The sequence below is a fragment of the Collinsella aerofaciens genome, from assembly GCF_039752985.1.
GTDB lineage: Bacteria > Actinomycetota > Coriobacteriia > Coriobacteriales > Coriobacteriaceae > Collinsella > Collinsella aerofaciens_BT.
The window spans coordinates 1-20,117 of record NZ_JBDMHA010000042.1 but is presented as its reverse complement, the minus strand read 5'-3'; the positions used below and the strand labels follow the sequence as shown (position 1 = coordinate 20,117).

16 protein-coding genes, 1 tRNA gene and 1 pseudogene are annotated in these 20,117 nt (G+C 61.6%); 6 read left to right on the top strand and 12 right to left on the bottom strand.

What is annotated here, in order from left to right; all coding sequences use genetic code 11:
- Positions 1 to 271: 271 nt before the first annotated feature.
- Positions 272 to 2,125: an arginine--tRNA ligase gene (gene argS / locus ABHR76_RS06775; protein ID WP_346977138.1), complete on the bottom strand. Its 1,854-nt coding sequence runs from the start codon at positions 2,123 to 2,125 to the stop codon at positions 272 to 274.
- 342 nt (positions 2,126 to 2,467) lie between these two features.
- Between argS and ABHR76_RS06770 the strand changes: the two genes are divergently transcribed.
- Both ABHR76_RS06770 and ABHR76_RS06765 read left to right on the top strand, forming a co-directional pair.
- Entirely contained in the window at positions 2,468 to 2,953 is a 486-nt protein-coding gene (locus ABHR76_RS06770) for a CarD family transcriptional regulator (protein ID WP_006235480.1), read from the top strand.
- A gap of 108 nt (positions 2,954 to 3,061) precedes the next feature.
- Positions 3,062 to 3,661, top strand: a complete 600-nt coding sequence (locus tag ABHR76_RS06765) for an HD domain-containing protein (protein WP_346977137.1) — start codon at positions 3,062 to 3,064, stop codon at positions 3,659 to 3,661.
- A gap of 70 nt (positions 3,662 to 3,731) precedes the next feature.
- Here ABHR76_RS06765 and ABHR76_RS06760 read toward each other — a convergent pair whose 3' ends face one another.
- Complete coding sequence (locus ABHR76_RS06760) at positions 3,732 to 5,018, bottom strand: glutamate-5-semialdehyde dehydrogenase (protein WP_346977136.1); 1,287 nt, start codon at positions 5,016 to 5,018, stop codon at positions 3,732 to 3,734.
- Positions 5,019 to 5,130: 112 nt separating this feature from the next.
- Between ABHR76_RS06760 and ABHR76_RS06755 the strand changes: the two genes are divergently transcribed.
- Entirely contained in the window at positions 5,131 to 6,549 is a 1,419-nt protein-coding gene (locus tag ABHR76_RS06755) for an alpha/beta fold hydrolase (RefSeq protein ID WP_346977135.1), read from the top strand.
- Positions 6,550 to 6,749: 200 nt separating this feature from the next.
- Here ABHR76_RS06755 and proB read toward each other — a convergent pair whose 3' ends face one another.
- The 5 genes from proB to ABHR76_RS06730 all read right to left on the bottom strand — a co-directional run bounded on the left by proB (position 6,750) and on the right by ABHR76_RS06730 (position 11,230).
- Complete coding sequence (gene proB, locus ABHR76_RS06750) at positions 6,750 to 7,877, bottom strand: glutamate 5-kinase (RefSeq protein ID WP_346977134.1); 1,128 nt, start codon at positions 7,875 to 7,877, stop codon at positions 6,750 to 6,752.
- Between the two features lie 79 nt (positions 7,878 to 7,956).
- The gene (locus ABHR76_RS06745) at positions 7,957 to 9,462 is read right to left on the bottom strand and encodes a nicotinate phosphoribosyltransferase (protein ID WP_346977133.1); all 1,506 of its coding nucleotides are present in this window, start codon (positions 9,460 to 9,462) and stop codon (positions 7,957 to 7,959) included.
- An 82-nt stretch (positions 9,463 to 9,544) separates the two neighbouring features.
- Entirely contained in the window at positions 9,545 to 10,003 is a 459-nt protein-coding gene (locus ABHR76_RS06740; protein WP_346977132.1) for a hypothetical protein, read from the bottom strand.
- Between the two features lie 64 nt (positions 10,004 to 10,067).
- Positions 10,068 to 10,140, bottom strand: a tRNA-Ala gene (locus ABHR76_RS06735).
- A 151-nt stretch (positions 10,141 to 10,291) separates the two neighbouring features.
- Positions 10,292 to 11,230, bottom strand: coding sequence for a radical SAM protein (locus ABHR76_RS06730; RefSeq protein ID WP_138112819.1), 939 nt, complete (start codon positions 11,228 to 11,230; stop codon positions 10,292 to 10,294).
- Positions 11,231 to 11,756: 526 nt separating this feature from the next.
- Here ABHR76_RS06730 and ABHR76_RS06725 point away from each other — a divergent pair.
- Both ABHR76_RS06725 and trpS read left to right on the top strand, forming a co-directional pair.
- Positions 11,757 to 12,956, top strand: coding sequence for an MraY family glycosyltransferase (locus ABHR76_RS06725; protein ID WP_138112821.1), 1,200 nt, complete (start codon positions 11,757 to 11,759; stop codon positions 12,954 to 12,956).
- A 159-nt stretch (positions 12,957 to 13,115) separates the two neighbouring features.
- A complete protein-coding gene (gene trpS / locus ABHR76_RS06720; protein ID WP_138112823.1) occupies positions 13,116 to 14,165 on the top strand; it encodes a tryptophan--tRNA ligase in 1,050 nt (349 codons plus the stop codon).
- Positions 14,166 to 14,547: 382 nt separating this feature from the next.
- Here trpS and ABHR76_RS06715 read toward each other — a convergent pair whose 3' ends face one another.
- The 5 genes from ABHR76_RS06715 to pckA form a co-directional block, all read right to left on the bottom strand.
- Positions 14,548 to 14,868 (bottom strand): MGMT family protein, encoded by a 321-nt coding sequence (locus ABHR76_RS06715; RefSeq protein WP_117770205.1) that lies wholly within the window; start codon positions 14,866 to 14,868, stop codon positions 14,548 to 14,550.
- 80 nt (positions 14,869 to 14,948) lie between these two features.
- Positions 14,949 to 15,803, bottom strand: coding sequence for a DegV family protein (locus ABHR76_RS06710; protein ID WP_117848665.1), 855 nt, complete (start codon positions 15,801 to 15,803; stop codon positions 14,949 to 14,951).
- A gap of 119 nt (positions 15,804 to 15,922) precedes the next feature.
- Positions 15,923 to 16,372 carry a MarR family winged helix-turn-helix transcriptional regulator gene (locus ABHR76_RS06705; RefSeq protein WP_138112825.1) on the bottom strand — a complete coding sequence of 150 codons (450 nt, stop codon included), beginning with the start codon at positions 16,370 to 16,372 and terminating at the stop codon, positions 15,923 to 15,925.
- Between the two features lie 173 nt (positions 16,373 to 16,545).
- Positions 16,546 to 17,265 carry a B3/B4 domain-containing protein gene (locus tag ABHR76_RS06700; protein WP_271761776.1) on the bottom strand — a complete coding sequence of 240 codons (720 nt, stop codon included), beginning with the start codon at positions 17,263 to 17,265 and terminating at the stop codon, positions 16,546 to 16,548.
- Between the two features lie 223 nt (positions 17,266 to 17,488).
- Positions 17,489 to 19,159 (bottom strand): phosphoenolpyruvate carboxykinase (ATP), encoded by a 1,671-nt coding sequence (pckA, locus tag ABHR76_RS06695; RefSeq protein WP_175406055.1) that lies wholly within the window; start codon positions 19,157 to 19,159, stop codon positions 17,489 to 17,491.
- Between the two features lie 379 nt (positions 19,160 to 19,538).
- On the opposite strand from pckA, the pseudogene ABHR76_RS06690 reads away from it, so the two are divergent.
- Positions 19,539 to 20,117 (top strand): annotated as a pseudogene (locus tag ABHR76_RS06690) (hypothetical protein); the annotation flags it as partial.

Here is a 20,117-nt window from a genome sequence, read left to right as displayed (position 1 = left end):
GCGACGCGGAAATCGCGCGCCGTTGCCGCGCCCCGCAGTGCCCGCTTCCCCCGAGAACAATTATCAGTGCAGGTAGATGCCTTGCACTTTTTTGCGAAAAGCCGGCGTGGTTGGAATTTCTCATTTCATCGTAGTAAACCGGCATAGTTTCGTATTTCCAGCAGTTCCAAATTCGTCAATACGTCGGCGTTTGCAAAAAGCCCGACCTCCGTGGAGATCGGGCTTTCAAGGCTCAGCAAAGCTGAACCTACACGGTTAAATGACCCGCAGCTTACATCTGCTCGGGAGCGGAGACACCAACAAGGGTGAGCACCAGGGCGAGCGTTACGCGGACGGCGTCGCAAGCGGCCAGACGGGCGCGCGAGAGCTCGGGGTCGACGGGACGGCCCTCGCTCGGCAGAACCTGGCAGGCAGCGTAGAAGCTGTGGAAGTCGCCGGCGAGCTCCTCGGCAAAGTGAGTCAGGCGGAACGGAGCGCGATCGCGAGCGCAGCTACCGATGAGGTCGGTGAGCTCGTTGAGCTTACGCGAAAGGGCAAGCTCGGTCGGGTCGGTCAGCAGCGAGTAATCGACGTTCTCGCCGATGGCCTTCTCGGCGACGGCCTTCATACCCATCTCGGCGGCCTGCTCGGCGGTAACGTCGGCGGCACGGCGCAGGATGGAGCACACGCGGGCGTGAGCATACTGTACGTAATAGACCGGGTTGGAGTTGTCGCGCTTCTTAACGGCCTCGATATCGAAGTCGACCATCTGGTTGGAGCTCTTGGAGATGAGCGTGTAACGGGCGGCGTCGGAGCCGACCTCGTCGACGAGCTCCTGCAGGGTCACCATGGTGCCCTTGCGCTTGGACATACGGACGGGCTTGCCGTTGCGCAGCAGGTTGACGAGCTGGCCCAGCAGAACCTCAAACTTGCCGGGGTAGCCAAGAGCGTCGCAGACGCAGCGGACGCGGTCGATGTAGCCGTGGTGGTCGGCGCCCCAGATGTCGATGACGTGGTCGACGCGCTGGAACTTGTCCCAGTGATAGGCAACGTCGGAGGCGAAGTAGGTGTACTCGCCGTCGGATTTGATCAGGACGCGGTCCTTGTCGTCGCCCAGATCGGTGGAACGGAACCACAGGGCGCCGTCCTTGGTGTAGAGGTAGCCCATCTTGTCGAGCTTCTCAAAAGCGCGGTCGACGGCGGAGGTGCCGGCGGTCTCGCCCTCGGTGTCCTTCACATACAGCGAGCGCTCGGAGAACCAACGATCGAAGTCGCAGTTAACGGCATGGCAAAGGTCGCGCATGTTGTCGACCATCTTTACATAGCCGCGCTCGCGGAAGCTCTCCATGCGCTCCTGCGGATCAGCGTTGACCCACTTATCGCCGTCGGTGCGCCAGAACTCGGCAGCCTCGTCGATGATGTAGTCGCCGCCGTAGGAGTCCTTGCCCAGGGTCTCGGCAAAGTTGTCCTGATACGGATGGGTCTCGGGGTGCTCGTCGTTCTCGTCGGCAACAAAGGCGTCGCGGTCGGCGATCAGCAGCTTGTGAGCCTCGTCGATATCCACGCCCTGCTTGGCGATGATGTCGGCAAGCTGCATATAGCGCGTGCTGATAGAGTTGCCGAAGGTGTTCATCTGAGAGCCGTGGTCGTTGATGTAGAACTCACGCTGGATGACGTAACCGGCGTGGTCCATAACACGGCAAAGGGAGTCGCCCAGAGCGGCCCAGCGGCCATGACCGATGTGCATGGGGCCGACGGGGTTGGCGGAGACGAACTCGACCTGGGTCTTCAGGCCGCCACCGACGTTGGACTTAGCGAAGTCCATACCCTTCTCGCGGGCCTCGCCAAAGATAGCGTTCTTGACGGCAACGGAGAGGTAGAAGTTGATGAAGCCAGGGCCGGCAATCTCGACCTTCTCGATTGCGGGATCCTCGGGCATATGGGCAACGACGGCCTCGGCGATCTTGCGCGGGGCGCAGTGAGCCAGCTTGGCGGACTTCAGGGCCATGGTAGAGGTCCACTCGCCATGAGAAGTGTCAGCCGGTCGCTCGATAGCGCAATCGTCAAGTTCAAATGCGGAAAGGTCGCCGGCCTCCTGGGCCGCAGCAAGCGCAGCGCGTACCAGCTCTTCAATCTTCTCGGGCATAGATCCTCCTTGTGTTAAAGCCCCCGAGCTCTTGGTCACTCGTAGGGCAAAAGCCAGAGTTTGTAGCACTCTATCACAAGCGACGGGCACTGTCGCAGGGTAAAGCTAATAGATATTGCATATGCACAAAAATGACTACAGCTTGTATGGAGTCACTCAAAGATGCCGGTCTGCCTGCAGATTATGCAGGCGTTGAAAATGCATAAAGGTGTGAATGAGCTGCGTCTGTTATCGAATACTCTTACCTATCAGAGTTGTGTGCTTTTCCTGCATAAAGTAACGGTTTGCGCACGTCAGCGTGTTATTCTAGACATACGTAAATTCGTATAAGTTGGAGGTAGCATGTTCTCAATCGGTCAACACGTCATTCATCCGGGCCAGGGAGTCTGCACCGTCGTCGGTTTTAGGGACGACACACCGCAGCCCATGCTGCTGCTCGAGACCAAGCAGGGACATGCGCAGACGATCCTCATGTACCCCGTGGCGCAGGCCGACCGTTTGCACGCCGCCATCTCGCAGCAAGATGCCGAGCACCTGCTGAGCCACTATGACGAGCTTGAGTGCGACACCTTTACCGAGCGCAACAGCTCGCTTGAGGAGACACACTTTAAGCAGCAGCTCAAGCTGGGCGCGCCCGAGACGGTCCGCGTGGCAAAAACCATGATGCACCGCATTCGCCAGGCCGAGGAAGCTGATAAAAAACCCAGCTCCTACTACATGCGCGTACTCAAGGAGGCCAAACGCCGCTCCATCGAGGAGTTCGCCGTGGCCCTTGGCGTCACCGAGGAGGCCGCCGAAGCCCGCCTAGCCCAAGCCGCCCTCAACTAACCCATCCGCGCCAAAAACCACCACAAAGGGGACAGGCACCTTTGTGGTGGTTTTCTTGTTCTAGTAGTATTCATTCTTATCGATACCCACGAGCACAAGGAGTCTCCTATGGCAGAGCCGCTTACCGCCGGAATCACCCGCGACCGCGCGTTCGAACTGCTCAACGAGCACAACAAGGACCCGTTCCACATCACCCATGGCGAGACGGTCGAGGGCACCATGCGCTACTTTGCGCGCGAGTTCGACCCCGAGAACGAGGAGTTTTGGGGCATCGTCGGTCTGCTGCACGACCTGGATTGGGAGGAGCATGAGGACGATCCCGTGAACCACACCATCTATGCTGCCGAGATTCTTGAGGGCGAAGGTGCGTCTCCCGAGCTCATTCGCGCCATCCAGACGCACACGTCCGACTTCAACACCTCGCTGCCCAAGCCCGAGCTGCAGATGGAAAAGATCCTGTTTGCCTGCGATGAGCTCACCGGCCTGATCGGCGCTGCCGTCATCATGCGCCCGAGCAAGAGCGTTATGGACTTTACGACCAAGTCGCTCAAGAAGAAGTTCAAGGACAAACGCTTTGCCGCCGGCTGCTCGCGCGACGTGATTTCGCAGGGCGCCGAGATGTTGGGCTGGGAGCTCCCCGAGCTCTTTGACCGCACCATCGCGGCCATGCAGTCCTTCGCCCCCGACCGAGATACCTTCCAGGCCTAACCGTCAACGCCACCTAAAACCACCACAAAGGGGACAGGCACCTTTGTGGTGGTTTTTGTTTGCACGGGCGTTAGGGGCGGACCTGGCCGGTGCCGCGGAGCTTGTATTTGTAGGTGGTGAGGGCCTCGGCAGCAAAGGGGCCGCGGGCGTGGAGCTTTTGGGTCGAGATGCCGATCTCGGCGCCCAGGCCAAACTCGCCGCCGTCGGTGAAGCGCGTGCTGGCGTTGGCGTACACGGCCGAGGCATCGACCGCATCCAGGAAGCGCTCGCAAGCATCCGTGTCCTCGGCAACGATGGCCTCGGAGTGCATCGTGCCGTAGCGGTTGATGTGTGCGATGGCCTCGTCCTCGCTCGCCACGACCTTCACGCTCATCTCGAGCGCCAGATACTCGCGACCCCAGTCCTCCTCAGTCGCGGCAACGTAGTCATCACCCTCGGCAAGCCCGGCATCGGCGCATGCGGCGCAGGTTGCCTCGTCGCCGTGAATGAGCACGCCGTGGTCATGCAGCACGGTCACGACCGCGGGCAAAAACGCATCGGCCACAGCACGGTCGACCAGCAGCGACTCGGCGGCATTGCACACGCCTACGCGCTGGGTCTTGGCATTAACGATAATGTTGAGCGCCTTATCAAAGTCGGCGGATTCATGCACGTAGATGTGGCAGTTGCCCGTGCCCGTCTCGATCACCGGCACAAGCGACTCGCGCACGCAGCGCTGGATCAGGCCTGCACCTCCGCGCGGAATGAGTACGTCGACAATACCGCGGAGCTTCATGAGCTCGCCAGTGGCCTCGCGGTCGGTGGACTCGATCATCGACACGGCCTCGCGCGGGAAGCCCTTGGCCTCGAGCGCATCGGCCAGCAGCTCAGAAATCATGGCACACGAGTGATAAGCCAGCGAGCCGCCGCGCAGAATGCAGGCGTTGCCGGTGCGTATGCAGATGCCCGCGGCATCGGCCGTCACATTGGGGCGCGCCTCATACACCATGGCGACCAGGCCCAGCGGCACACTCACGCGGGTCAGGTCCACGCCGCTTGCAAGCACGCGGTGATCGAGTACACGACCGACGGGATCGGGCAGCTCGGCGAGCTTCTCCAAACCGGCGGCCATGCCCTCGACGCGCTCGGGCGTCAGCAGCAGGCGATCGAGCAGTCCGGCCGAGGTGCCCGCATCGCGCGCAGCGGACATATCGAGCTCGTTGGCGGCGACGATGGAGTCGAAACCGTTGCGCAGTGCTGCGGCCATGGCACGCACGGCCTCCTGGCGCTGCTCATCGCTCGCCGTGGCAAGCGAGGCCGACGCTGCCTTGGCGGCAACGGCAAGATCGTGGACATACGTGGCTATATCGACCGACATGGGCGGCCCTTTCTCCTAGAAGTTTGCAACCATGGTAGCCGATTTGCGCATGGCCTCGCCCGCGGCGGTAGAATTGGTCAACCCGAAACACCGCAACGAACGGAAGACTCACATGGCCCTCATCACTTCGTACCACGTCCCCGGCCTTTACGTCGAGGACCACAGCATCGACGTCCCCCTTGACTGGCGCGGCCTGGAGCCGATGCTACTGGCCGTCGGCAGCACCATGCGCCGCGGCGCTATGCCGGCACCAATCGCCGGCGCGCCCGAGAGCATCAAGCTCTTCTACCGCGTGGTTTGCGCGCCCGACCGCATCAACGACGATCTGCCGCTGCTCCTGTTTTTGCAGGGCGGACCCGGCGGCGAGAGCCCACGTCCGCTGTCGCCCACAAGCGACGGCTGGATCGAGGAGGCCGTCAAGCACTTCCGCGTGGTCCTTCCCGACCAGCGCGGCACCGGACGCAGTAGCTGCGTGGACGGACGCACGATCAAGGCACTGGGTGATCGCGCAACGGCCGCCGGCGCCGATACAGCACGCTCGCAGGCGGACTTCCTCAAGCGCCACCTCGCCAGCTCCATCGTGCGCGATTTTGAGTACCTGCGCCTAGTGGGCTTTGGCGGCAAGCCGTGGGTCACGCTCGGCCAGAGCTACGGCGGCTTTTTGACGCTGAGCTATCTGTCGCTCTTCCCCGAGGGCGTGGCGGCGAGCTTTACCTGCGGCGGCATCCCCCACGTGCCGGCGAGCGCCAGCGAGGTCTACGCGCACACCTTCCCGCGCATGGCCGCCAAGACGCAGCAGTATTACGACCGCTACCCCGCCGACGTCGAGCGCGTGGCAGCCCTGGCAGATGCGCTCGAGGCACAGAAGCCCGTGCTGCCCGACGGCTCGCCGATGACGGTCGAGCGCCTACAGCTCATGGGCAGCGACTTAGGCATGAAGCCGAGCTTTGAGCGCATGCATTGGACTATCGATCACGCTTTTGTTACTGGCGACGGTACGCTGAGCTGCGGCTCCTCGGTATCCGACAGCTTTTTGATGCGCGCCTTCGAGCGCACCAACACACGCACGAACCCGCTGTACTGGACACTGCAGGAGTTTATCTACGCCGACGGCGACACCATGCCCATTCGCTGGGCCGCAGCAGAGGAGAAGGCCCATCGTGCCGAGTTCGACACACTCGCGCGCCCGCTCATGTTTACCGGCGAGGCCATGTTCCCGTGGATGCTCGAGCAGATGCCCGAGCTCAAGCCCTTCAAGCCCGCCATGGACCTGCTGATGGAAGACACCAGCTGGGACAAGATCTACGACCCGCAGCGACTGGCGTGCAACGAGGTGCCCCTGCAGGCCGCGGTGTATTTCGACGACATGTACGTGGATTCGGGCCTGCAGCTTGATACGCTCAGCCGCGTGGGCAACTCGCATGCCTGGGTGACCAACGAGTTCGAGCACGACGGCCTGCACGGCAGCGTGGTATTCAAGCACCTCTTCGACGAGGCCCTCAACCGCGGAGACCTGCGCCGAATCTTCTAGCAAAGGAGTGTCCCCACCTGCCGGCACAAAGGGAACGTCCCCAAGTGGCAGGTTTATAACGTCATCGCAGGTAGAGGACGGAAAGCGAAAACGCCCCTAAGCGAGCAAGGTGACGTGAAAGAGGAGGGCATTGACCTTTTGGTCATGCCCGACGATTGAACGTCAGATTGCCGCTTAGGGGCGTTTGCAGCGTCAATTGGTTAGGCGAAGACGATTAGGTTGTCTCGATGGATCGCCGGCTTCTCGGCCAGGTCTGCCAGCAGGCGGTTGCTGGCAATCTGGTCCTGGCGGCGACCGGCAGCAAGCTCCAGCACGTCCGAATCGGCTTCGGCGATACCGCGGGCGACAACCATACCGCTCGGATCGCACACATCGAGCACATCGCCCTCGGCAAACTGGCCATCGACCTCGCGAATACCCACCGCAAGCAGGGAAGAACCACGGCTGACCAGCGCCTTCGCAGCACCATCATCGACCGTTACCGAACCGTGGGCCTTGTCACCCAACGCGATCCACAGTTTGCGGGGTGCGATGTCCAGGCGCTCCGCCGGCGGATCGAACAGGGTTCCCACGCTCTCGCCGCGGGCGAGGCACACGAGCGCATCGGGCTCCTCGCCCGAGCAAATCACGCTCTGAATGCCCGCCGTCATCAGGATGCGGCTCGCGCGGATCTTGGTAATCATGCCGCCCGTGCCCACCGATGTGGAAGAATCGCCCGCCGAGGCAATAATCTTGGCATCGATCTTATGCACGACAGGAACAAACTCGGCCGTGGGGTCCTCATGCGGATTGGCAGTATAGAGACCATCGATGTCCGAGAGCGTCACGCACAGATCGGCAGATACCAGGCAGCTCACGAGCGCCGCCAGTGTGTCGTTGTCGCCAAACTTGATCTCGTCGACGGTAACGGTGTCGTTCTCGTTGACGACCGGCACCACGCCCAGCTCCACCAGACGCAGCAGGGCGTCGCGCGCGTGCAGGTAGGACGTGCGACGCGCCGTGTCGTGACGCGTGAGCAGCACGAGCGAGGTGAGCAGGTCGCGCGCATGGAACTCCTCGTCGTAGGCCGACGAGATGATGCACTGACCAGCCGAGGCGCAGGCCTGCAGGCTCGGAAGGTCGCCGACCGGCTTGCGGTCGAAGCCCAACACGGGATAGCCACAGGCAATAGCGCCCGAGCTCACCACGACCAGACGCCAGCCGAGCTTGCGCAGCGCTGCGGCTTGATCGGCAAGTCCGCCGATAAAGGCGCGGTTGACCTTGCCATCGGCGCCCACCACCGTGGACGAACCGATCTTTACCACCATCGTTTTATAAGAAGTCGTCATACGTCAAACCAATCAACTGTTCAGCGAACGGCCGAGCTGGCGGCCAAGGGAGCGTGACTCGCCCCTACCGCCCAAGGAATTAGTGAGCCCAGGGGAAGGCCGATGCCGCGGCCATGTTCTTGCGCACGAGCTCGTCGCGCACCTGTGCCAGGCCCTGCTCCATGCCCACCACATAGGTCTGCGGATACAGGAAGCGCTTGTAGACCGGATCCAGATGGTCAAGCGCCCAGGCGCAACGCTCGCGTGCGTCCTCGATACTCTCGCGCGGGGCAACAGCGCTGCCATCGCGCACGATCGGCACCAGCAGCTCGCGATACTCAAGCTCCGACACATCGGTCACCAGGGCGGCATCGTTCACGGCCACGAGGGTATTGCCGCGCGCGGCGCCCTCCCCCGTCAGATGGTCCTCGTCATAGATCATGTCACAGATCGGGCCGCCAAAGCCGTCGTAATAGCGGCGCACGCGCTGCACGCCCGGGATCGTGCGCTTGTAAGGCTGCTCGGAGAGCTTGACCACCGGCGTCCACGGGTCCGTCTCGCTCGCACGGCGGGCGGAAAGCTTGTACACGCCGCCCAACGCCGGCTGGTCATAGCAGGTCGCGAGCTTGGTGCCCACGCCAAAGCTATCGATGGGTGCACCCTGGTCGAGCAGCGACTGGATCGTGTACTCGTCCAAATCGTTGGAAACCGAGATTCCCACATAGGGCAGGCCCTCGGCATCAAAACGGCCGCGGACATACTTGGAGAGCTTGGCGAGGTCACCCGAGTCAATGCGAATAGCCGACAGGCGCTCGCCCGCCGCCTCCATCTCCTTGGCAACCGTAATGGCATGCTCGCAGCCCTCGCGCACGTCGTAGGTGTCGATGAGCAGTGTGCAGTTCTTGGGACTCGACTTGGCAAAGGCACGGAAGGCCTCGAGCTCGGAATCAAAGCTCATCACCCAGCTGTGCGCATGCGTGCCAAAGACGGGAATACCGTAGCGGCGACCGGCGAGCACATTGGACGTAGAGGAACAGCCGGCCACATAGCTCGCGCGCGCGACGGCCAGACCGCCATCGGGACCCTGGGCGCGGCGCAGGCCAAACTCGGCCACGGGACGGCCGTCCGCCGCCAACACCACGCGCGCCGTCTTGGTGGCGACAAGTGTCTGGAAGCCGACGATGTTGAGCAGCGCTGTCTCGAGCAGCTGGCACTCCAGCGCGGGACCGGTGACGCGCACCATGGGCTCGCGAGGAAAGACGAGCTCGCCCTCGGGGACGGCGTCGATATTTACATGCGCACGAAAATCGCGCAGGTAGTCAAGGAATCCAGGCTTAAACATCGCGCCACCGGCCGGGGCCTGGAGCGAGGCGAGGTAGTCGATATCCTCGGGCGTAAAGCGCAGATTCTCGACCAGCTCGGGCAGCTCGGCGGTACCGCACATGACGGCGTAGGCGCTACCAAAGGGATGGTCGCGGTAAAACGCGGTAAAACAACCCTGCTCATTGGCCTTGCCGCTCTCCCACAAGCCCTGGGCCATAGTGAGCTCGTACAGATCGGTGAGCATTGCAATGTCGGTGGGATGCGAGATGTCGGTCAAAGCCATGGGGCGACCTTTCGGATGCGTTGTGCAGAAGTTGAGGGTTGGACAAGGCGGACGTGCGGGCATGGAACCCGGCACGAACAGGTTAGTGCAGACCCATGCTGCCCGTGATCGTGTAGACCATAAAGACGATAAACGCGATGAGGGCGAGCACGATGATGATTTTTTGAGCCGGAGCCATGCCGGGGATCTCATTCTCGCCCGTAGGCTCCTTGGAGGTGACCATGCGCTGGGCAAACGTCATCTCGTCACGGCTCGGCGTGGGCTCGGCGGGCTTGGGGCGAGTGACCTTTTTAGGTTGAGGTTTAGGCGCGGCAGGCGCAGGCTTCGCGGCGGCGGGCTTGGGCGCGGGCGCGGGCTTGGGCGCTGATGCGGCGTTCGCGGCGGCCTCCTCGGCCTTTGCGCACTCGGCACGCAGGGCAGCCAGCTCCTCACGCTCGCGACGGGCCTCTTCCTGAGCCTCGCGGCGGGCCTTCTCGGCGCGGAGCTCTTCCAACTCGGCGCGCTCCTCGTCGGACAATGGTTGGGACTCAAGCTCGGCCATAGTACAGCCCTTTCTTTCAAAAAAAGCCGCCGACACAATGTCGACGGCTTATCAAATCCAAGGGTGGAGACGAAGGGAGTCGAACCCTCGGCCTCTGCCATGCGACGGCAGCGCTCTCCCAACTGAGCTACGTCCCCAGGACAAGTTGATATTTTACCTACGGCTCGCCAACTGTCAACGCCCAATACCCAGTCTTTTTGGGACGGGGCCATTTTGACTACCTTTCGAGCAAGCATTCCACTCGATGATTTTTTAATCCCCATCCCAGAAAAATCATCGGCGAACGCACTACTTTGCGCTGGTGAGGACGCCGGTGGTGTCGAAGGCCGGGGTGAAGCTCTCATCTACAGCGCCGCCCTCTTGCCAGAACATCGTCGTAAAGCCCAAGTCATCGGCATGGTCGAGCACCTGCTCGTACTCCTCGCGCGTCACGGCACGCGCCAGATCGCCGCCCTGCTCGCGCATGAGGGCATTGGGCGTGTACTGGTTCATGACCGAGATCGGCACGTCGCCCACCGTCTGCCACACCAGGTCCAGAACGCGGCACGAATCGTCCGCATGCCCCGGCAGCACCAGGTGGCGCACGATGATGCCGCGCTTCATGAGCCCGTCCTCGTCCACCAGCTCTCCCCCGCGGCGCTCGATCTCGCACGCCATCTGTGCCAGGCCCGACACGGCCACGCGCGGGTAATCCTTAATATGAGAAAGCGACTGCGCAAGCCCAGCATCGGCATATTTAAAGTCGGTGAGCCACACATCGACCAGGTCGCCCAGCGCCGCCACGGCACTCGCGCGCTCGTAACCACTCGTGTTGTAGACAATCGGGATGTCCAGCCCGCGCTCCCGCGCTGCGACAATCGCGGCAGGCAATAGGTGCGCATAGTGCGTCGCCGTCACCAAATTGATGTTGTTGGCACCCTGGTCCTGCAGTTCCAGCATAATCTCGACCAGGCGCTCAGGCGAAATCTCAAGCCCAAAATTGCCGGTCGAGATCTCGTGATTCTGGCAGTAGATACATTTAAGCGAGCAGCCGCTAAAGAAGATCGTGCCCGAACCGGCTTCGCCCGAGATAGGCGGCTCCTCCCACATATGAAGCGCCGCGCGAGCGACCTTAAGCGTGTCGTCGGCACCGCATACGCCACGCGCACCCTCATCACGCGCCGCACCGCAACGGCGCGGACACAAATGGCAGGCGGGCGAAAAAAGTTCGGTCAACGACGTCGGCATAAAAACATGCTCCAAAACAACGATTCAGCAGCTCAAACATTAAGGCCCGGACCGCGCAGACGGCTCCAAGCCTAAGGCGCCGTAATCGTCCGACACGATTTTTGTAATGTCAAGACTGGAATCGATAAAGTGCCGCTTTATGATGTAGGTATTCCGCCCCCCGCGGAGCAACTGGGTGAACCGTCGCGTTTATTTAGGGAGCCCACACAGTCGTACCTAGTACAGGTATCCTTCGTTGTTAAGGACGCTGGAACAGTCGATGAGGGCACCCACCTGTTTTAGGTGGGTTCATTTTCGTAACGTGGGGGGTGGTTTTCTTTTGCCGAAAATCACCATTACAGTCCATATGAATCCCCGCCGGCATCCCGACAAGCTATCGACAACATCCCAATATCTGGTAAGCGCGTGATTATCGCTGCGTGCAATTCCATGCACCCCCCTTGGTCGAGTATTATGGTTCGGCTATGCCCTTTGCGCATGGCGTTCTTCTGACCTTTTCCTTCGACGCTTGGCGGTTTTTAGATTCATGGCTTCATCCCCGAGCTACATACCGTACCTATGCGTGGCAGCGGCGGCCTTTATCACGACCTTCCTCGCGGTGCCCCTGGTCAAGCGCTTGGCAATTAAGCTCGATGCCGTCGACTATCCTTCTAAGCGCCGCATCAACACCAAGCCCATCCCACGTTTGGGCGGAGCGGCGGTGTTTTTGGGCCTGGTCGTTGCCTGCATTGTGCAAATCCTAGGCACCTGGTACCTAGGCTGGCCACCCGTCCTGGTGCCGCACCCGCGCCTTCACATTAGCTATCCCATGCTGGCGCTCTCCTTTACCGTCATCTTTGCGACCGGCGCTATCGACGACGTCTTCCAGCTCACGCCCAAGCAAAAGCTGGCCGGACAAGTCCTCGCCGCGCTTATCGCCTGTATCGGCGGCCTAAAAATCGGCGTCATCGTCAACCCGTTTGCCCCCGGCGAGATCATGCTCGGATGGCTCGCCTACCCCATCACCGTGATCTATCTGGTGGCATTCACCAACATCATTAACCTCATCGACGGCCTCGACGGCTTGGCCACGGGCATCTGCGGCATCGCGTCATTCACCATGTTCTCAATGGCCGTGCTCTCGGGCCGCATCGACGCCGCCGCGCTCTCTATTGCGCTCTTTGGCGCCTGTCTAGCCTTTTTGCACTACAACTTCAACCCCGCAAGCATCTTCTTGGGCGACTCGGGGTCGCTGCTGCTGGGCTTTGCGCTGGGCTCCATCTCGCTGCTCAACGTGAGCCGCACCGCCGCACTCACCTCGCTTATCATCCCGCTCATCGTTGCCGGCGTGCCTATCATCGACACGTTTAGCGCCATCGTGCGCCGCAAGCGCGCCCACATTAGCATCGGGCAGGCCGACAAGGGCCACATCCACCACCGCCTGATCCAAGAAGGCTACAACCAAAAACAGGCTGTGCTGCTCATCTATGCCTGGTGCATTATGCTTTCGGCCGGCGCCGCCGCCATCAATCAGGTCGAGGTGCCCATGCGCGTGCTCATCTTTACCGTGCTTGCCATTGGCTCGGCGGCCTTTGCCAAGCACCTGCACCTGTTTGAACCCGTGCTGCGCCACCATTACAACAAGCGCACGCACGAGGACGAACTGGTCACCCCCGACGACCCCGCCTTTAAGCAGGAGGAGCAGGCAGCTGAGGAACGTAAGGAAGAGCGCCACCACAAGCTCTAGGGCAAGCTGCCGAGGATGTGCCAAGGCACCGTTGGCCAAGCGCGGCCGCGCCGCGCCCATCGCACAAGCCACCCCTCTCCCGCCCCTCGCCTACTTACGCCCCGCCCCTCCAATAAACGCGTTATCATCTTGACCCATGAACATACGTTAGGAGCAATCATGCCAAACGAGAACAGCTACGAAGTCGCGCTGCAAAAGAGCAACGCCATTCGCGAGGGCCTGGCCAAGACGCCCGAGAAGTTCACCATGCTTACCGGCGACCGCCCCACCGGCCGTCTGCACCTGGGTCACTACTTTGGCACCCTCAAGGGCCGCGTGGAGCTGCAGAACATGGGCGCCAGGACCAACGTACTCATCGCCGACTACCAGGTCATCACCGACCGCGACACCACCGAGCACATCCAGGACAACGTGTACAACATGGTCATGGACTACCTTGCCTGCGGTATCGACCCCGACAAGACCATGATCTACGCGCACTCCGCCGTGCCCGCCGCCAACCAGCTCATGCTGCCGTTCCTGTCGCTGGTGTCCGAGGCCGAGCTGGCGCGCAACCCCACGGTCAAGGCCGAGATGGAGGCCTCGGGCCACGAGCTCACCGGCCTTCTGCTCACCTACCCGGTGCACCAGGCCTGCGACATCCTGTTCTGCAAGGGCAATGTGGTGCCCGTCGGCCGCGACCAGCTGCCGCACATCGAGCTCACCCGTACCATCGCCCGCCGCTTTAACAACCGCTACGGCAAGGTATTTCCCGAGGTCGAGGCGCTGCTGTCCGAGACCCCGCTGCTGCCCGGCCTTGACGGTCGCAAGATGAGCAAGAGCTACGGCAACGCCATCAATATTTCGATGACCGCCGAGGAAACGGCCAAGCGCATCAAGAAGAGCCAGACCGACTCCGAGCGCATGATCACGTTCGACCCCGAGAACCGCCCCGGTGTGTCCGGCCTGCTTTCGACGGCTGCAATCTGCACCGGTCGCTCCGAGGTCGAGATTGCCGAGGAGATTGGCATGGGCGGCTCCGGCCAGCTCAAGAAGTACGTGACCGAGGCCGTCAACGAGTACTTCGCACCTATCCGCGAGCGTCGCCAGCGCTACGAGAACGATCTGGACTATGTGAAGGACGTCCTGCATGAGGGCAACCGTCGCGCCAACGAGATCGCCGAGCAGACCCTGGCCGAGGTTCAGGACGCCATGGGTATGGTGTACTAGGCCGATCTGCTGACTTGAGCTTTCGATTGCTATAGGGCGGGCGCTACGGCGTCCGCCTTTTTTGGAGCGGACCGCTTCGGCTCCGTCCATCGCACTCCCCCGACAAACAGGAACAGGCCCGCTGGCAGTTAGTTGCCAGCGGGCCTGTTCCCGAAGTACACCGTTGAATCGCACAGAGGGGAGGAATGCGAATCAAACTCAACAGGGCAGGCTTTTTCATCGCCTATTGCCTGCTCCGTTGCTGAAACCAATATAGTTCACCGTGGTTTACTTTGCAGCATCAATATCCGCCGCCATAGCTTCTCCATAAGTTAGCCCAAGTAAACTAAACCACCACAAAGGGGGCAGGCACCTTTGTGGTGGTTTTGGCCACGGCAGAGCGCTAGAGCCCTGCTGGCCAGCGACAGGCGGGCAAGTCGACGTGCATGTCGTCCTTAAACGCCACACCCTCCCCTAGCAAAAGCTCACGTTGAGCATCGGGACCGCCAAAAGCGAAGCCCTCGCATATGTGCCCGTCGGCAAACACCACGCGGTGACAGGGAATCTCGCCGGGACGCGGATTACTATGCAGGGCATACCCCACGTACCGCGCACTTCGTGGACGACCGGCAAGCAGCGCCACCTGACCATACGTGGCGACCATCCCCTCGGGGATCTGCTCGACCACCTCGTACACCCGTTCAAAAAAGCCCTCAGACGCCATTGCTCGCTCCCTTCCACCCGGAAAAGCATAAACCACCACAAAGGTGCCTGTCCCCTTTGTGGTGGTTTATGGCAGATCGGTTAGTTGGCGGGCTGGAAGAAGGCTACGGCGACGGCGCCGGGGCCTACGTGGGTGCCGATGGTGGCGCCGATGGTGTGAACGGGCAACTCGCCTTCGGTGTGGCCAGCCCAAAGTGCCGCGCTGTCCTCGATATACTTCTTGAGCACCGCATCCGAAAGGCCCGTATAGCCGAGCGCCAGCGGCATGGAAAAGTCGATGCCGCCCGCTTTTTCGACCTTCTGATTGAGCAGATTGCGGCCGTTCTTGGAACCGCGCGCCTTACCCAGCTGCACGATCAGACCGTCCTCGACAGCCACCACGGGCTTTACGTTGAGCAGCGTGCCCACGGCGCCGGCCGCAGCAGACAGACGACCGCCGCGCACCAGGTACTCCAGCGTCTCGAGCAGGCCGATAACCACCACACGGTCGCGCACGGCCTCGACGGCCGCCGCGATCTGAGCTGCACTACGACCCTCATCCACCAGGCGCAGGGCATACTCGACCATGACACGCTCGCCCAGAGTGACGTTATTGCTATCCACCACGTAAACGTCGCCGCCTGGCGCCTCGGCAAGTGCGGTACGGGCACTCTGATTGGTGCCTGATAGCTTAGCGCCCACGGTAATAATCACAGCCTCATCGCCGGCTTCACGAACCTTGGCAATCGCCTGCGAAAACGCGTACGGGTTGACCTGGCCGGTCTTGGGCAGCTCATCGCGCTCCACGAGCATCTCGTAAAAGCGCTGGTGATCGATGTCGATGCCATCCATGTACACATCGGTGCCAAAGGTGACGGACAGCGGCAAAACGGCCAGTGCTGGGTGCTCGACCGGCGACATATCGCTTGCGGAATCGGTAATAATGCGGACGGACATAGCGAATCCTTTCTTGCGCAGGTCCCGCGCAGGGAATTTTGACAGCAAGGCCCCGGCACGGTATACGCGCTCAAACAGGACTATGCAGTTGTTAATTGGAAGCAAAAGCCTTGGCGGCCCTACAGCTCGCGCAGGGTGTTGAGAATCGTGCGCAGCGACGCATACATCTGCTCGCGCTGCTCCACACCCATAGCCTTACCGGTGGTATCGAGCACGTCGCGAATGATGCGGTCCGCTTCGCTCATGCTCTCGCCGCCCAGAGCGGTCAGGCGCACCGGAGCACGATACTTAACGGCGGCATCGCCCGAATCGTCGACCTCGACGTAGCCGCCCTCCTCCAGATGCGCGAGCGTACGCGAGACGGCGGCGCGGGTCACGCCTGCCATGCGAGCCAGGTCAGCGCCAGTCAGGCCGTCCTTGCTGCGCTCAAGATAGTAAAGGCACATAACGTCGGAGCCCTTGAGGCCCAGCCTTGCGCCCTCGGATGTCTTAATGCGCTGAATCTCCTTGTAGAGCCCGCTGATCAGTCCGACAAAGTCCTCGAAACGTGTCTCGTCGTTCTGCTGCATGGGAGACGACCGCCTTTCGCTTGCATAATGCTTACGGGTAAACATCTTAGTCGCATAAGGCGACACCCGTACCCAAATACCCCATTTGTTAACCCATCAACATAAAAACCACCACAAAGGGGACAGGCACCTTTGTGGTGGTTTTGACCGGCGAACATGATCCGCAGGCGTCGCTACAGCTCCACGCAGGGATTGTCGCGGGTCACAAGCGTCTTAACGACAACCGTCGCTCCCAGATAGCGCTCGAGCAGCTCGGCTAAGCGATCAATCGCGGCCTGGCAATCCCCCATCCGCTCGGGCTCCACGCACTCAATCGCCAGGAACGCATCGGCCGAATCATCGGACAGCGCCGTGCGAACGCCGTCGCGCCAGTTCCAGCAGCGGCACACAGCGCCCGCATCGTCGATGTAGGCGAGCTCGCCGGGCAGCGTCGGATCGTCCGCCTCCTCGCCAAGCGGCAAGAACGTATCGCCACCGTCGGTCACCTTCAAGCGAAGGTCTCCCTCGATCGCATGCAGATCCTCGCCTCCCACGGGCAGCGCGTAGGTCAGCGACACCGTGTTGTAAATATCCACCGCGGGCGTAATGTGGCCCACCGGCTTGCCTTTGAGCACGCGTTTGAGCAAGTTCTCGATCGAGCAGCGCGCGCCTTTCTTGGTCTTGAACAGACGATAGGCCTCGCGCCATGCCTTGACCGGTGCGTTCTCGCTGATGGTATCGCTTGTCAGGTGACGCTCCGCATCGATATTGGCGCGATTGAGCAACGTGGCGATCGCATCCACGTCCTCCTGGGGAATCTGGGCCGCGGGCTTCATGCCCTTTACGACCACGACGCCGACCGCCGCCTGCGGAAACAGCTCCCAAAACGAATCCTCGGCAACGAAACTCTTCATATGCTCTCCCTTCATAGCGTACGCCCGAGCGAGGGCGCCTAAACAAAAAGCGCCCTCACGACGGCCACCTTCAAAGTCCTACGGTGCCGTCACAAGAACGCTTGCGCTGTCCCCATCCGGAGAAGGGGACGATATGTCAGGCGTATTGTAACCCGAGTCATCCACGCGAGCAAAACCACCATAAAGGTGCCCCCTTTATGGTGGTTTTGAGTCTGAGGCGACGCTAGTGGCGGAGCCCCAGCAGGCCGCGGCCGCGATGACGGGCCTCGGCGGACACCTGGGCGTGCGGGCCGGCGGCTTTGACGGACTCGGGCAGGTGCGAGTACTTCTTCTCGAAGTTCTCCTCGAACATCACCGCCAGGTTGTGCGCGGCCTCGTCGTAGCGCGCGGTGCTCTGCCAGTATTGGCGCGGCACCAGGATGCCATCGGGCACGCCGTGGCACGTCGTGGGAATGTCAACGTTAAAGATGTCGTCGTGCACGAACTCGCTGTCCTCGATGGTGCCGTCGAGGGCGCGCGCGACCAGCGAGCGCGTGTAGGCCAGCTCGATGCGATGACCCACGCCGTAGCCGCCGCCAATCCAGCCGGTGTTGACCAGGTACACGCGCGTGCGGCCGTCGGCAATGCGCTCGCCAAGCATCTTGGCGTAAACCATGGGGTCGAGCGGCATAAACGGCTCGCCGAACAGCGAAGAGAACGTGGGCGTGGGCTCGGTGACGCCGACCTCGGTGCCGGGAATCTTAGCCGTAAAGCCCGTCACAAAGTGGTACATAGCGGCATCGGCCGTCAGGCGTGAGATGGGCGGCAGCACGCCAAAAGCGTCGCAAGTCAGGAACAGCACGACACTCGGAGTGGTGCCCATGCCCTTAGTCCACGCGTTAGGAATGTGCTCCACGGGATAGGCCACGCGCGTGTTGTGCGTGATCGAGATGTCATCGTAGTTGGGCTTGCGGTTCTCGTCGAGCACCACGTTTTCGCAGATCGCGCCAAAGCGGACAGCGTTGAAGATCTCGGGCTCGTGGAAGGCGTCCAGGCCCTCGCATTTGGCGTAGCAGCCGCCCTCGATGTTGAAGATGCCCATGTCGGACCAACCGTGCTCGTCGTCGCCGATCAGCAGGCGCGTGGGATTGGCCGAAAGCGTGGTCTTGCCGGTGCCGGACAGGCCAAAGAACACGGCGGTCTCGTGCGTGACGGGATCCATGCTGGCCGAGCAGTGCATGGGCAGCACGTCGTCCTCGACGGGCAGCAGATAGTTCATGACGCTAAAGATCGACTTTTTAATCTCGCCGGAGTAGCCGGTGCCGGCGACCAGAATCACGCGTTCCTGGAAGTTGATGACCACCGCAGCGCTGGAGTTGAGGCCCTTGATGGCGGGGTCGCACTGGTAACCGGGCGCTGCGAGCACGCAGAAGTCGGGCTCGCCGGTGCGCGCGATTTCGCGGGCAAGCGGTCGGGCGAGCATCTGCTTGATAAAGAGTGCCTGGCTGGCACGCTCGCAGGCAACGAGCAGTCGACGTGTGTGGTTGCGGTCGGCGCCTGCCATGCCGCGGGTGACGAACACGTCGCGCTCGTTGAGATAGTCGACGATGCCGGCCTTGATGGCCTCATAGCTCTCGACGGACAGCGGGCAGTTGACCGCGCCCCAGGCAATCTTGTCGTGAACATCGGGGGTGTCAACGATAAAGCGATCGTTGGGTGAACGGCCGGTGCGCTCCCCCGTCTCAATCACCAGCGCGCCGTTGGATGCCATGCGGCCTTCTTCGCGGCGGATAGCGTGCTCGACGAGCTCCGCGGCGGGTAGATCGACCAGCAGACGGGGTTGATTCTCGGCGGGATCTTCGACCAGCGTAATACCAAAGTTGGACAAAACTTCTGCAGGGGTAACACCAGGCATGGGGCCTCCTTTAAAAACGCGACACATGGACGCGGCGCGCACTTTACTCACGTAAAGCACGTTGTACCCGATATGCAAAAACGTTTTTGCGGCAAGGGTGGCAAGCCCGCCCAACGGTCAAAAATCGCAGGCAAGCGGCCTAGTCATTGGGGACGTTTTTAAACGCCTAGTCATTGGGGACACTCTTGAACAGGCAACATTCAAGGAATGTCCCCGGATGCCGGCACTTAGGGACGTTCCCAAAGTGCCGGCACATAAGGAACGTCCCTAAGTGCCGACTACCGAATGGCGCCGCCGAAATTATCGAACAACCTGTTCAAAAACACGAGCGAGCACCGTCGCGTCTATACTAAAGCGCAGCAAAAGAAAGGACTCCGCTTTGAGCATCACGCCCCTCGATAGCATTCGCCGCGCCATCGCCCGCCGCAATGGCGTCGCCGACCCCGCCGTAGCGGGCAGCGGCACCGCAAGGGCCCAGGGCGGACGCATCGAGAACGGCCTGTTCCCCGCCTCCCACACGGCCGAAGAGCTCGCGCGCATCCAAGAGCTGAGCCAGCGCAACGCCGGCGGCCCCAACAGCAGCCAGGCCACGCGCCGTCGCCGGCGCGAACGCGATCGCGAGCCCGACCCCATCCACCGCATGGTCAACGCCTGGTGGAACCGCCTGCTCGGCGTTGTCTACGGCGGCGGCTTCTCCACGCAGGAAGCCGAATACGAGGAACACGCCACCCGTCGCGACTATCTCTGGAATACCCTGGGCACCGCCGTGTGGGGCTTCGCGTTTCCCCTGCTCACCATTGTGTCCACGCAGCTTGTGGGCGCCGAGGAAGCCGGTAAGTTCTCCATCGCCTTCGTCACCGGCACGCTCATCATGATCGCATGCAACTACGGCGTGCGCAATTTCCAGGTCTCAGACATCGACGAAAAGACGTCCTTTGCCTCCTACCAGCTCAACCGC

Bases quoted from the DNA above. Each gene is read 5' to 3' on its own strand.
- ABHR76_RS06710 (WP_117848665.1), bottom strand. From the start codon at position 15,803: ATGTCCGTCCGCATTATTACCGATTCCGCAAGCGATATGTCGCCGGTC.
- ABHR76_RS06765 (WP_346977137.1), top strand. From the start codon at position 3,062: ATGGCAGAGCCGCTTACCGCCGGAATCACCCGCGACCGCGCGTTCGAA.
- ABHR76_RS06755 (WP_346977135.1), top strand. From the start codon at position 5,131: ATGGCCCTCATCACTTCGTACCACGTCCCCGGCCTTTACGTCGAGGAC.
- ABHR76_RS06770 (WP_006235480.1), top strand. From the start codon at position 2,468: ATGTTCTCAATCGGTCAACACGTCATTCATCCGGGCCAGGGAGTCTGC.
- ABHR76_RS06730 (WP_138112819.1), bottom strand. From the start codon at position 11,230: ATGCCGACGTCGTTGACCGAACTTTTTTCGCCCGCCTGCCATTTGTGT.
- ABHR76_RS06700 (WP_271761776.1), bottom strand. From the start codon at position 17,265: ATGAAGAGTTTCGTTGCCGAGGATTCGTTTTGGGAGCTGTTTCCGCAG.
- ABHR76_RS06760 (WP_346977136.1), bottom strand. From the start codon at position 5,018: ATGTCGGTCGATATAGCCACGTATGTCCACGATCTTGCCGTTGCCGCC.
- ABHR76_RS06705 (WP_138112825.1), bottom strand. From the start codon at position 16,372: ATGCAGCAGAACGACGAGACACGTTTCGAGGACTTTGTCGGACTGATC.
- ABHR76_RS06745 (WP_346977133.1), bottom strand. From the start codon at position 9,462: ATGGCTTTGACCGACATCTCGCATCCCACCGACATTGCAATGCTCACC.
- trpS (WP_138112823.1), top strand. From the start codon at position 13,116: ATGCCAAACGAGAACAGCTACGAAGTCGCGCTGCAAAAGAGCAACGCC.
- proB (WP_346977134.1), bottom strand. From the start codon at position 7,877: ATGACGACTTCTTATAAAACGATGGTGGTAAAGATCGGTTCGTCCACG.
- pckA (WP_175406055.1), bottom strand. From the start codon at position 19,159: ATGCCTGGTGTTACCCCTGCAGAAGTTTTGTCCAACTTTGGTATTACG.
- argS (WP_346977138.1), bottom strand. From the start codon at position 2,125: ATGCCCGAGAAGATTGAAGAGCTGGTACGCGCTGCGCTTGCTGCGGCC.
- ABHR76_RS06715 (WP_117770205.1), bottom strand. From the start codon at position 14,868: ATGGCGTCTGAGGGCTTTTTTGAACGGGTGTACGAGGTGGTCGAGCAG.
- ABHR76_RS06725 (WP_138112821.1), top strand. From the start codon at position 11,757: ATGGCTTCATCCCCGAGCTACATACCGTACCTATGCGTGGCAGCGGCG.
- ABHR76_RS06740 (WP_346977132.1), bottom strand. From the start codon at position 10,003: ATGGCCGAGCTTGAGTCCCAACCATTGTCCGACGAGGAGCGCGCCGAG.